The sequence below is a fragment of the Aeromicrobium sp. genome (assembly GCF_036676885.1).
GTDB lineage: Bacteria > Actinomycetota > Actinomycetes > Propionibacteriales > Nocardioidaceae > Aeromicrobium.
This window is the reverse complement of record NZ_JAKFCB010000371.1, coordinates 1-11,130: the sequence shown is the minus strand read 5'-3', so window position 1 is coordinate 11,130 and position 11,130 is coordinate 1. Positions and strand designations below refer to the sequence as shown.

Below are 11,130 nucleotides of genomic sequence, written 5' to 3'. Positions count from 1 at the left end.
CCTGATGGCGCGCGCGTACGCGTACGTGTGACGATCATGGGGTGACCGAATACCGCCGTGCCTACCGACCAGCCGATCGCCGGCTCGTCGGCGGTGTGGCGACCGGTGTGGCCGAGCACTTCGGCATCCCGGTGCTCTACGTCCGGCTCGCCTTCATCGTGGCGACCTGGTTCCAAGGCGTGGGCGTCATCGCCTACCTGCTGCTGTGGCGGTTCCTGCCCCTGCGGCAGCCCGACCTCTCGCCGGGCCTCGAGTCGGCGACCCGACGCGGTCTCCGGTCGAGCGGCCGCCCCGGTGCGTTCGAGGTCTTCCAGACCGTCGCCCTGGGGGCCGTCGGCATCGGCGTGATGTTCATGATCCAGGCCAGCGGCCGTGGAATCGCCGGGGGACTGTTCGCGCCGTTGCTGATCGGGGTCATCGGCCTCGCGGTCATCTGGCGCCAGTTCGACGACGCCGCGTGGGGGCGCTGGATGCGGCAGACCCGCGGCCTCGCCTTCGCGGTGCGGATCGCGGCCGGCGCCGTGCTCGTCGCGACAGCCGCGATCTACTTCCTCAGCCAGGAGCGCGGCTGGAGCGCGATCGTCGATCTCGCTTCCGCCGTCGGCGTGGCGGTCCTCGGCCTGCTGCTGATCCTCGGGCCGTGGATCACCAAGCTGCTCGGCGACCTGTCGGAGGAGCGGCGCGAGCGCGTACGTTCGCAGGAACGCGCTGACGTCGCCGCGCACCTGCACGACTCCGTGCTGCAGACCCTCGCCCTGCTGCAGAAGAACGCGGGCGACTCCGCGACCGTTGCGACGCTGGCGCGTCGGCAGGAGCGTGAGCTCCGCGCCTGGCTGTACGGCAACGACGAGAAGCCCGGCGACTCGCTCGTGGCGGCGCTGCGGGCGTCGGCCGCCGACGTCGAGGACGTCCATCGGGTGCCGGTCGAGGTCATCGCGGTCGGCGACGCCCCGCTCGACCCCGACGTGGCCGCGATCGCCAAGGCCGCCCGCGAAGCCATGATCAATGCCGCCAAGCACGCGCAGGTCGACCGCATCGACGTCTACGCCGAGACCGACGGGCGCACCGTCGAGGTGTTCGTCCGTGACCGGGGCGTCGGCTTCGATCCAGGATCCATCGCGGAGGACCGCATGGGTGTGCGGGGGTCGATCATCGACCGTGTCGAGCGCCATGGCGGCACCGCCCGCATCCGCAGCCAACCGGGAGAGGGCACGGAGGTCGCCCTGAGCGTGCCGGTCCGCACCGGTGACGCCGGTACGACAGACTCTGCCCCACCCGAACGTGTACCGACAGAAGAAGTGAGCCCATGACCACACTGCGCGTAGCGATCGTCGACGACCATGCGATGTTCCGCACCGGGGTGCGGGCCGAGATCGACGGACCGGTCGAGATCGTCGCCGAGGCCGAGGATGTCGACAGTGCGGTCAAGGTCATCGCCGAGACCCGGCCCGACGTCGTGCTGCTCGACGTCCACATGCCCGGCGGCGGTGGGCTCGAGGTCATCCGCCGCCTGCACCTGCGGCACCCCGACACCAAGTTCCTGGCGCTGTCGGTGAGCGACGCCGCCGAGGACGTCATCGGGATCATCCGCGCCGGCGCCCGCGGCTATGTCACGAAGAACATCTCCGGTCCCGAGCTGCTCGACGCGATCAACCGCGTCGCCGTCGGTGATGCCGTGTTCTCGCCGCGCCTGGCGGGCTTCGTGCTCGACGCGTTCGCCGGCACGATCGAGGTCGCGCAGGTCGACGAGGAGATCGACCGGCTGACCGAGCGCGAGCGCGAGGTCATGCGGCTCATCGCCCGCGGGTACGCGTACAAGGAGGTCGCCAAGGAGCTGTTCATCTCGATCAAGACCGTCGAGACGCATGTCTCCAGCGTGCTCCGCAAGCTGCAGCTGTCGAGCCGGCACGAGCTGACCCGCTGGGCCAACGACCGCCGCCTGATCTGACGCTCACGGGTGCAGGTTCGCGCCCTTGAACGCCTTGTCGACGCCGTTCTTCGGCCCGTGCACCGCGATCCCGACGAGGTCGAGGTCGTCGCGCCGCACCGCGCGTACGGCCGCCCGGTTGTCGCGGTCGTTGCCGGTCGCGAACATCTCACGGGTGTAGATCGTCATCGCGAGCTCGCGGGTCACCGCCTTGGCGTGGGCGGCACGCAGCTGTGCGGAGTCGCCGGCGAACACCACGACGGGCTGGCGGATCATCGGCAGGTACTCCGTCCCGTCGGCGTCCTCGTACGGGTCGCCGATGAGCTCCTTGTCGGTGGCAAGCCCGCTGATGAGGAATGCCGTGACGTTGAGCGCCTGCCAGCTCGCGAGGTCCTCGTGCAGCAGCACCGCGACCTTGGTGTCGAATCGGATCGGTTCGAGCGTGTCGTCCATGCGTCCAGCGTCGCCCGGCCGGGTCGTGCGCGTCTTGTACATTCCTGACATGACCGCCGGAGAGCATGTCCGCGCCTGGCGGCCGGCGGTGCCCGGCGTCGGCGAGGTCCTCCACGCGCACTTCACCGACCACGCCTACCCGGCGCACACGCACGCGTACTGGACGGTCCTCCTGATCGACACCGGCGGTGTTTCATACGAGCTGGAGCGCACGCCGCACGACGCGGCGCCACGCTCCCTGACACTGCTGCCGCCTCATGTGCCGCACGACGGCAGGGCCGCGGTGGCGGGGGGCTTCGACAAACGGGTCGTCTACCTCGACGAGCGATGGCTGCCGCTGGACCTCACGGGTGCTGCCGTGCGTGAGCCGACGTTGCTCGACGACGAGCTCGTCATGGCGGTCGGCCAGCTCCATCGGTCGCTCGCGTCGCCCGGCGACGAGCTCGAGGCCGAGTCGCAGCTCGCCGTCATCAGCGAGCGGATGGCGCAGCACCTCGACAGCTCGATCGAGCCACGTCCCGGCCGCGCCGAGCCGAGGCTCGCCCGCCGGGTGCGCGAGGTGCTGGACCGCGACCTCACGGACGTACCGACTCTGGAGTCCCTCGCCGCGGACCTCGACGCGCACCCCACGCAGCTCATCCGGGCCTTCGGGCGTGAGTACGGCCTGCCGCCGCATCGCTACGTCACAGGGCGCCGCATCGATCGCGCCCGGGCACTGCTGCTGGACCGGGTGCCGCCGGCGGAGGTCGCGGCGATCGTCGGCTTCTACGACCAGGCGCACCTCACGCGGCACTTCCGCGCGACGCTCGGCGTGACTCCCGGCGCGTACGCCCGTCACGTGGCCTGATCCGTCACGGGATTTCACCGCGCGGCAACGCGACGGGTCTAGCCTGTCTGCATGGACGAGCCTCATCTGATCGTGCTGTTCGGTGCCACCGGCGACCTCGCTCGCCGCAAGCTGCTGCCCGGCATCATGCACCTGCTGCAGTCCGGGCTCGTCCCGGACTCGCGGATCATCGGCGTGTCGCTCGACGACTTCGACGACGAGTCGTTCCGCGAGTTCGCCGGCCGGGCGTACCGCGAGTTCAGCACCCGCACGGTCGACGAGGCGAAATGGCGGGAGTTCGCGCCCAAGCTGTCGTACGTCAACGTCAAGGCCGGACCCGAGGCCCTGGCCAAGGCGGCGTCGGCGCTGGAGGCCGAGCTCGGCGGGTCGCCGCGGCGGCTGCACTACCTCAGCGTCCCGCCCAAGGCTGCGCTCGACGTCGTGCACACGCTCGACGCCGCCAACCTGGTCGACGGCTCGCGGATCATCATGGAGAAGCCGTTCGGCACGGATCTCGCCAGCGCCAAGTCGCTCAACGCCCAGCTCCACGAGGTGTTCGCCGAGGAGCAGATCTTCCGCATCGACCACTTCCTCGGCAAGGAGGCGGCGCTCAACATCCTGGCGTTCCGGTTCGCCAACGGCCTGTTCGAGCCGATCTGGAACCGCAACTTCATCGACCACGTCCAGATCGATGTGCCCGAGACGCTGTCGGTCGAGGGACGTTCGGCGTTCTACGAGGGCACCGGAGCGTACAAGGACATGGTCGTCACGCACCTGTTCCAGGTCCTGGCGTTCATGGCGATGGAGCCGCCGACGTCGCTCGACTCCGACTCCATCAGCGAGGAGAAGAACAAGGTCTTCCGCCAGATGCTGCCGCTCGACCCGCACCACGTCGTACGCGGGCAGTACCAGGGCTACCGCGACGAGGAGGGGGTTGCCGCCGACTCCGAGACCGACACGTTCGTGTCGCTCAAGGCCGAGATCGACAACTGGCGCTGGGCCGGCGTGCCGTTCTACCTGCGTACGGGCAAGAAGCTCGCCGAGGGTGCGCGCATCATCTCGATCGCGTTCCGCGAGCCGCCCAAGAGCATGTTCCCGACCGGCTCGGGCGTCGGGCTGGCGGGGCCGGACCACCTGACGTTCGACCTCGCCGACGCGTCGAAGATGTCGTTGTCGTTCTACGGCAAGCGCCCCGGCCCGGGCATGCGGCTCGACAAGCTCAGCATGCAGTTCGCGATGCAGGAGACCGAGCGGGCCGGCGAGGTCCTCGAGGCGTACGAGCGGTTGATCTACGACGCGATGCGGGGGGAGCGGACGCTGTTCACGACCGCTGAGGGCATCGAGCGCCTGTGGGAGATCTCCGAGCCGCTGCTCAACGACCAGCCGCCGGTGCGGCCCTACTCGGGCGGCACCTGGGGACCCAATGCGGTGCACCAGCTCATCGCACCGCGCGCCTGGCGCCTGCCGTTCGAGCGTACGTGGCGCCGCCCCAACACGATGGCGGAGTGAGACTCAGCTGTCCTTGTCGGCGAGCTTGTCCTGGATGTCGTGGCCGGGGAGCCGCGGCGGGTGCTGGTGCGTGCGGTCCTTGGTGCCGTAGCCGCTGAGCGCGACACCCATCAGCGCGATGCCGCCGAAGAACAGGACGGCGACCAGAAGTGTGAACTGGGCATGAGACATCTCCACCCCGCCACGGTAACCCGGGCGGCTGAGACGGTTCTCAGCGAGTCCAGCTCTTCTCGACGAGCCGGATCGCCTCGTCGAGCGAGAGCCCCTGCGTGCGAGCCAGCCGGGCGTATGTCTGCGCGCCCGCCTCGGCCTCGGCGTCGGTGAGCCGGTGGCTCGCGATGAACGTCCCGCGGCGCCCGTGCGTCTCGATCACGCCATCGGCCTCCAGCGCTCGGTACGCCTTGGCGACCGTGTTGGCGGCGAGCCCGAGGTCGGTGGCCAGCTGGCGTACGGTCGGCAGCTTGTGTCCCGCGGCGAGCGCGCCTGACGCCGCGCCCTCGGCGATCTGCCGGCGCACCTGCTCGTACGGCGGCTCGGTGCCGGCCGGGTCGACCGTGACGATGTTCATGCGGGGACCTGCTCGCTGCGCCGGAAATGCCAGACAGCTGCCTCCCGCGTGCCCGAGCACCACCAGATGACCGCCACCACGGGGACAGCCGCCATCAGGAGCAGGATCGGATTGGAGACGAGGGGGGTGAAGGCCATCAACAGCGCGAACAGCGTCACCGCCCCGACATCGGTGTGAGCGTCCCACACGCCGATCCCGATCCGGAGGTCGTGCAGGAGAAAGCCATCCGGGTCGGTCGACGGTGTGCGTGAACGGGTGAGCTGACGTTGTTCGGAGACGATCGCGAGCAGCGCGATCGTGCCACTCGTGCTGGAGAGCATGGCGCCCACGAGGTCAGGGGTGAAGCCGTGTGCGATCCCGATGAGTATCAGGGACAGAGCGGTGGCAAGGACGGCTCCGACGAAGCCCCACTGCATCACGAGCGCCCGGTGGGGAAGGTAGCGTTCCAGGCCCCGGTCGACGAGGCGCGCCAAGCGCAGCTCGCCGGCTGATCGCCGCCGCACGAGCGCGGTCTGAACCGCCTGCGTCAGTGCGCGGCCGATGACGAATGCCGAAAAGACCAAGACAAGCCCGAGCATGTCGGCGTCGGTGGTGAACTGCACGGCGATTGCCAAACAGCACAACGTGGAGCCGACAAGCGTGGACACCCTGCGGTATCGGATGAGATCAGCCTCGAGGAGCAATCCTTGGTCGAGGTCGAGGGACACCTGCTCGGCATCGAGAAGTTGGGTCAGGTCCTTGCGGACTGCGGACGGCGCACTCTTCCACGTGGCAAAGGCCAAGCCGGCGAAGATCAACACAAACGGGATCGCGAACAACGCATCAAGCATGTCTATGTCGCCTTCCCAGATCGCGTCGTCTGAGCCCACAAGCATTCCGGCCCTCTTCGTACTGGCTGTTGTAGCAAATGTAGCACTACAAACAGGTCAGCGCTCCAGGTGGACGATCGCGAAGGCGCGGCCGGCGGCATCGGTGGGATCGCGGCGGGTCTCGCGAAACCCCTGCGAGAGGTAGAAGCCCAGCCCGACGGCATTGCCGGCGTACACCTCGACGCTGTGCGGCCCCGCGCCACCGTCGACGTACGACAGGAGGGCCGGGCCGAGTCCGCGGCCCTGTGCCTCGGGTGCGATGTAGAGCAGCTCGACGTGATCACGGCGCGCGCCGACGAAGCCGAGCGTCTCGCCGTCGGACTCGGCGACCCAGACATCCATCGACGGGAGCAGGAGGTCGCGGATGCGAGGTATCAGCTCGACGAACTCCTCGTCATCCATGAAGGCGTGACTGGACCTGGCGGACCGCTCCCAGAGCTCGGTCAGGGCGTCGAAGTCGGCCTCTCGCGCCGTGCGGATGCTGACCGTGCCGTCCATGGGACGCGAGTCTACGTCCGCAGACCCTCCGAGGCAGGTGATGTCGGCTCCGGCAACTAGGCTGGGAGGCACGATGACGTTGCCGTTCCCTGTGCCCACAGCCGCCCCGGACAAGTCCGCCGACAAGCGGCGCCCGCGCTCGGAGACCCTGCTCGAGGGACTCAACGAGGCCCAGCAGGCAGCCGTCTCGCACCCCGGCGGGCCGCTGCTGGTCGTCGCGGGCGCCGGGTCCGGCAAGACCCGGGTCCTGACCCGCCGCATCGCCTGGCTGATCGCTGCCCGTGGGGCGCATCCCGGCTCGATCCTGGCGATCACGTTCACCAACAAGGCCGCTGCCGAGATGCGCGAGCGCGTCGCCGATCTCGTGGGCCCGCGAGCCCGCATGATGTGGGTCTCGACGTTCCACTCCGCATGCGTACGCATCCTCCGCCGAGAGGCCGGCAAGTTCGGCTTCACGTCGTCGTTCACGATCTACGACGCGGCCGACCAGCGCCGGCTCATGACGCTGGTGTGCCGCGACATGGACCTCGATCCCAAACGCATCAACCCGCGCGCCGTGCTCAACTGGATCTCCAACCTCAAGAACGAGCTCGTCGACCACGAGGCGGCGGCCGGCAAGGCGGACAACCCGACCGAGGAGATCTACGCCGAGGCCTACAAGACCTACCAGGCGCGCCTGCAGGCGGCCAACGCGATGGACTTCGACGACCTCATCATGAACACGGTCCACCTGTTCCAGGCGTGGCCCGACGTCCGGGAGACCTACCGACGCCGGTTCCGGCACATCCTGGTCGACGAATACCAGGACACCAACCACGCCCAGTACCAGCTCATCAAGGAGCTGACCGACGACGAGTCCGACCTCCTGGTCGTCGGCGACTCCGACCAGTCGATCTATGCGTTCCGTGGTGCCAACATCCGCAACATCCTGGAGTTCGAGGACGACTTCCCCAACGCGGCGACGATCCTGCTCGAGCAGAACTACCGCTCGACCCAGACCATCCTGTCGGCCGCCAACGCCGTCATCAGCCGCAACGAGGGCCGCAAGGACAAGCAGCTGTGGTCGGCCGAGGGTGACGGCGAGAAGATCGTCGGCTACGTCGGAGACGACGAGCGCGACGAGGCGCAGTTCATCGCCGACGAGATCGACAAGCTCAACGATGCGGGCGTGGCGGCGGCCAAGGATGTCGCGATCTTCTACCGCACCAACGCGCAGAGCCGTGTGTTCGAAGAAGTCTTCATCCGCGTCGGGCTGCCCTACCGCGTCGTCGGCGGCGTCCGGTTCTACGAGCGCAAGGAGATCAAGGACGCGCTGGCGTACGTCCGGGTGCTCGTCAATCCGCGCGACGCGGTCTCGCTGCGCCGCATCATCAACGAGCCCAAGCGTGGCATCGGCGAGCGTGCCGAGGCCGCGATCCAGCGACTGGCGACCGCCGAGGAGATCAGCTTCTGGGAGGCGTTGACGCGCGCCGACGAGGCGACGGACCTGGCGACCCGGTCCCTCAATGCGATCCAGTCCTTCACCGCCATCATGTCCGAGCTCATGGCGATGGCCGAGTCGGGTGCGCCGGCCGATGCGGTGCTCGAGGCGGCGCTGACCCGCAGCGGCTATCTGTCGACGCTCGAGCAGAGCACCGACCCCCAGGACGAGACGAGGGTCGAGAACCTCGCCGAGCTCGTCGCGGTCGCCCGCGAGTTCGTGGTCGGCGCCAGCACGGTCGCCGACACGCTGTTGCAGGAGCAGGGCGTCGAGGTCGTCGACGAGGAGCCCTCGGAGGCCGTCGACGCGATCTCCGACGCCCCCGACCTGGCGGCCGGATCGCTCGCCGCGTTCCTGGAGCAGGTGGCCCTGGTCGCCGATGCCGACCAGATCCCCGACGAGGGTGAGGGCGTCGTCACGCTGATGACGCTGCACACTGCCAAGGGCCTGGAGTTCCCCGTCGTGTTCCTCACCGGGCTCGAGGACGGCGTCTTCCCGCACATGCGCTCATTGGCCGACAGCAAGGAGCTCGAGGAGGAGCGCCGGCTGGCCTACGTCGGCATCACCCGCGCGCGCACCCGCCTCTACGTCACCCGCGCAGCAACGCGTTCCGCGTGGGGCGCGCCGTCATACAACCCGCCGTCGCGGTTCCTCGACGAGCTGCCCGAGGCGCTCGTCGACTGGCGGCGTCTCGCCTCCCCGCCGACGCAGTGGACCCCGAGCTCACCGTCGGCGACGGCCCAGTCGTCGTTCCGCTCCTCCAACGTCGCGGCCAGGTCCAAGCGGGCGACTCGCGAGGTCATCTCCCTGTCGGCGGGCGACCGGGTCAGCCACGACAGCTTCGGGCTCGGCACTGTCGTCGCGGTCGAGGGCCAGGGCGACAAGTCGGTGGCCTCGGTCGACTTCGGCTCCCAGGGCGTCAAGCGGCTCCTGCTGCGTTACGCCCCCGTCGAGAAGCTCTGACCCTGCCGCTGCCCCGCCGGCAGGATGAGGGCCCGGGGGTGCCCGGACAGCCGAAAGCCCTCATCCGGCGTGCGATGAGGGCTTGAGGCGAAGGATCAGAGCGGAACGTTGTGCTGGCGCAGGACCGGCTCGGGGTCGACCGCCGCGCCGCCACCGGGGTGCACCTCGAGGTGCAGGTGCGGGCCGGTCACGTTGCCGGTCGAGCCGGTGTAGCCGATCACGTCGCCGGGTCCGACGGTCTGGCCGACGTTGACGGCGATGCGGCTCTGGTGGCAGTACCAGATCTCGGTGCCGTCGCGGAGCGTGACGATCGTGCGGTTGCCGTAGGCGCCTTCGTAGCCCGTGGACTTCACCGTGCCGGCGGCGACCGAGACGATCGTCGAGCCGGAGGGGCCGGCGAAGTCGAGGCCGGTGTGAACCGTGGACCACAGGCCGCTGCGCTGGCCGAAGCGCGCCGTCAGGCGGTAGCCCGTGACCGGGACGACCCACTGGTTGCGGAGCGTCTCCTTGGCGAGCTTGCTGACGTCCTTCTTGATGTCCGCCTGGGCCGCGAGCACCTGCTGTGCCTGGGCCTTGATCTGCTTGGTCGTCAGCTCGCGGTCGAAGCTGCGGCTGACGTCGACCTTGCCATTGGCGGCTGCGTCGTCGGGACCGATGTAGCTCTGCGAGATCGTCTGGTACTTGTCGTTGGCCAGCGAATCGCTGTCCGACGTGTTTCCGAGGACCATGGAACCAAAAGCAGCCAGGACCAGGATGAAGGCTCCGGCCATGGCTGGGGTGGGTCGAAAACTGCGCTTCCGGGTCTTGCGGCGCTGAGCTGTCCGCTTGCCCGGTGTTCGCTGCGGGGTCTCCTGGCGTACATCCAGTCGGCGTTTAGGCGCAGACGAAGACACGCAAAAAACCTCCGAAGAAGGGACGACAGGACTCGACGAAGCCTAGCCGAAGGGGTCGTCGGAGCGAAATAGAATTCGCGCTCTCCACAACAAATGGCGACGATTCCGCGTGAAATGTCGGCGAAATGTGACCACCTTCACTCTTGTGGGAGCATCGTTCTCATGGTAAGACAGCGTGTCGTTCTGGGGTCGATCGGCGATGGACGACGGGCTCAGCAGGCGGCCCGACGCCTCCGTGACGAGGGTTTGGAGGTGGTGTTCGTCGGTGGCAAACAGACTCCCGAGCAGCTCGTGCGCGCGCTGATCGCGGAGGACGCGACGGCGGTCGTGGTCGACGGCGACGCCGATTCGCTGGCCCGCATCACGGACCTGTGCGCCGAGCTCGACGCGGGCGACGTCGTCGTCAGGCCCCTCGACGCGCTGTGACGAACGCGCGAACCGTCGGCGCCGTTCGCGGGCGGCTGGAGTGCCCGACGACCTGATCGCCTCGCTGGCCATCCGATCCGGGCAGCGTGTGACGAAGCCAACGCGCGTGAACGCACGGTTAAGGGCTAGAGTCGCAAAGGCTCAATCGGTGTCGGCCACCGGCCGGCGCACGAGCGTATCGGACGTCAACAGAGGACGGACTCCACCGTGGATTTGATGGAATACCAGGCGAAGGAGCTCTTCGCCAAGCACGATGTACCGGTCACCCTGGGCATCGTTGCCAACACACCGGACGAGGCGAAGGTCGCAGCTGAGCAGCTGGGCGTCGTCGTCGTCAAGGCACAGGTCAAGGCTGGAGGCCGCGGCAAGGCCGGCGGCGTCAAGCTTGCCAAGACCCCCGACGAGGCGTTCGAGCACGCGTCGAACATCCTGGGCATGGAGATCAAGGGACTGACGGTCAACCGGGTGCTCATCGCGCCGGCCGCCAGCATCGTCGAGGAGTACTACTTCTCGTTCCTGCTCGACCGCGCCAACCGCAGCTACCTGTGCATCGCGAGCGTCGAGGGCGGTGTCGAGATCGAAGAGGTCGCCAAGACCAACCCCGAGGCCGTCCGGCAGATCCCGATCGACGCCGGCACCGGCGTCGACGAGGCCAAGGCCCGCGAGATCGTCGCCGACGCGAAGTTCCCCGCCGAGCTGACCGACCAGGCCGTGCAGA

At 68.6% G+C, this 11,130-nt stretch carries 13 protein-coding genes; 7 read left to right on the top strand and 6 right to left on the bottom strand.

Features of this window, described 5'->3' with window-relative positions; genetic code table 11:
- The first annotated feature begins 41 nt into the window (after nt 1-41).
- The gene (locus V6M46_RS17600; protein WP_332667470.1) at nt 42-1,310 is read left to right on the top strand and encodes an ATP-binding protein; all 1,269 of its coding nucleotides are present in this window, start codon (nt 42-44) and stop codon (nt 1,308-1,310) included.
- Complete coding sequence (locus tag V6M46_RS17595; RefSeq protein WP_332667469.1) at nt 1,307-1,948, top strand: response regulator transcription factor; 642 nt, start codon at nt 1,307-1,309, stop codon at nt 1,946-1,948. The genes V6M46_RS17600 and V6M46_RS17595 overlap by 4 nt, the downstream gene beginning before the upstream one ends.
- 3 nt (nt 1,949-1,951) lie before the next feature.
- On the opposite strand, the gene V6M46_RS17590 is transcribed toward V6M46_RS17595, so the two are convergent.
- Nucleotides 1,952-2,380, bottom strand: a complete 429-nt coding sequence (locus V6M46_RS17590; RefSeq protein ID WP_332667467.1) for a DUF2000 domain-containing protein — start codon at nt 2,378-2,380, stop codon at nt 1,952-1,954.
- Nucleotides 2,381-2,429: 49 nt separating this feature from the next.
- Here V6M46_RS17590 and V6M46_RS17585 point away from each other — a divergent pair, with 49 nt between their 5' ends.
- Both V6M46_RS17585 and zwf read left to right on the top strand, forming a co-directional pair.
- A complete protein-coding gene (locus V6M46_RS17585; protein WP_332667465.1) occupies nt 2,430-3,227 on the top strand; it encodes a helix-turn-helix transcriptional regulator in 798 nt (265 codons plus the stop codon).
- Nucleotides 3,228-3,278: 51 nt separating this feature from the next.
- Nucleotides 3,279-4,715 carry a glucose-6-phosphate dehydrogenase gene (gene zwf, locus V6M46_RS17580; protein ID WP_332667463.1) on the top strand — a complete coding sequence of 479 codons (1,437 nt, stop codon included), beginning with the start codon at nt 3,279-3,281 and terminating at the stop codon, nt 4,713-4,715.
- Nucleotides 4,716-4,718: 3 nt separating this feature from the next.
- Here zwf and V6M46_RS17575 read toward each other — a convergent pair whose 3' ends face one another.
- From V6M46_RS17575 to V6M46_RS17560, 4 genes are all read right to left on the bottom strand, one after another.
- On the bottom strand, nt 4,719-4,892 hold the full coding sequence (locus V6M46_RS17575) for a hypothetical protein (RefSeq protein WP_332667461.1): 174 nt from the start codon (nt 4,890-4,892) through the stop codon (nt 4,719-4,721).
- Between the two features lie 34 nt (nt 4,893-4,926).
- Nucleotides 4,927-5,283 (bottom strand): GntR family transcriptional regulator, encoded by a 357-nt coding sequence (locus V6M46_RS17570; RefSeq protein ID WP_332667459.1) that lies wholly within the window; start codon nt 5,281-5,283, stop codon nt 4,927-4,929.
- Nucleotides 5,280-6,113, bottom strand: coding sequence for a hypothetical protein (locus V6M46_RS17565; protein ID WP_332667457.1), 834 nt, complete (start codon nt 6,111-6,113; stop codon nt 5,280-5,282). The genes V6M46_RS17570 and V6M46_RS17565 overlap by 4 nt, the downstream gene beginning before the upstream one ends.
- Before the next feature lie 96 nt (nt 6,114-6,209).
- Nucleotides 6,210-6,650: a GNAT family N-acetyltransferase gene (locus V6M46_RS17560; RefSeq protein WP_332667455.1), complete on the bottom strand. Its 441-nt coding sequence runs from the start codon at nt 6,648-6,650 to the stop codon at nt 6,210-6,212.
- A gap of 73 nt (nt 6,651-6,723) precedes the next feature.
- Between V6M46_RS17560 and pcrA the strand changes: the two genes are divergently transcribed.
- Entirely contained in the window at nt 6,724-9,093 is a 2,370-nt protein-coding gene (gene pcrA / locus V6M46_RS17555; protein ID WP_332667453.1) for a DNA helicase PcrA, read from the top strand.
- Between the two features lie 95 nt (nt 9,094-9,188).
- Here the strand turns inward: pcrA and V6M46_RS17550 are convergent, their stop codons facing one another.
- Nucleotides 9,189-9,863, bottom strand: a complete 675-nt coding sequence (locus V6M46_RS17550) for a M23 family metallopeptidase (protein WP_332667451.1) — start codon at nt 9,861-9,863, stop codon at nt 9,189-9,191.
- A gap of 375 nt (nt 9,864-10,238) precedes the next feature.
- On the opposite strand from V6M46_RS17550, the gene V6M46_RS17545 reads away from it, so the two are divergent.
- The gene (locus tag V6M46_RS17545; RefSeq protein ID WP_332667450.1) at nt 10,239-10,412 is read left to right on the top strand and encodes a hypothetical protein; all 174 of its coding nucleotides are present in this window, start codon (nt 10,239-10,241) and stop codon (nt 10,410-10,412) included.
- Between the two features lie 207 nt (nt 10,413-10,619).
- Nucleotides 10,620-11,130: ATP-grasp domain-containing protein (locus tag V6M46_RS17540; protein ID WP_332667448.1), on the top strand; the 511-nt coding region annotated here is incomplete at its 3' end.

Bases quoted from the DNA above. Each gene is read 5' to 3' on its own strand.
- V6M46_RS17595 (WP_332667469.1), top strand. From the start codon at position 1,307: ATGACCACACTGCGCGTAGCGATCGTCGACGACCATGCGATGTTCCGC.
- V6M46_RS17590 (WP_332667467.1), bottom strand. From the start codon at position 2,380: ATGGACGACACGCTCGAACCGATCCGATTCGACACCAAGGTCGCGGTG.
- V6M46_RS17585 (WP_332667465.1), top strand. From the start codon at position 2,430: ATGACCGCCGGAGAGCATGTCCGCGCCTGGCGGCCGGCGGTGCCCGGC.
- zwf (WP_332667463.1), top strand. From the start codon at position 3,279: ATGGACGAGCCTCATCTGATCGTGCTGTTCGGTGCCACCGGCGACCTC.
- V6M46_RS17570 (WP_332667459.1), bottom strand. From the start codon at position 5,283: ATGAACATCGTCACGGTCGACCCGGCCGGCACCGAGCCGCCGTACGAG.
- V6M46_RS17565 (WP_332667457.1), bottom strand. From the start codon at position 6,113: ATGCTTGATGCGTTGTTCGCGATCCCGTTTGTGTTGATCTTCGCCGGC.
- V6M46_RS17560 (WP_332667455.1), bottom strand. From the start codon at position 6,650: ATGGACGGCACGGTCAGCATCCGCACGGCGCGAGAGGCCGACTTCGAC.
- pcrA (WP_332667453.1), top strand. From the start codon at position 6,724: ATGACGTTGCCGTTCCCTGTGCCCACAGCCGCCCCGGACAAGTCCGCC.
- V6M46_RS17550 (WP_332667451.1), bottom strand. From the start codon at position 9,863: ATGGCCGGAGCCTTCATCCTGGTCCTGGCTGCTTTTGGTTCCATGGTC.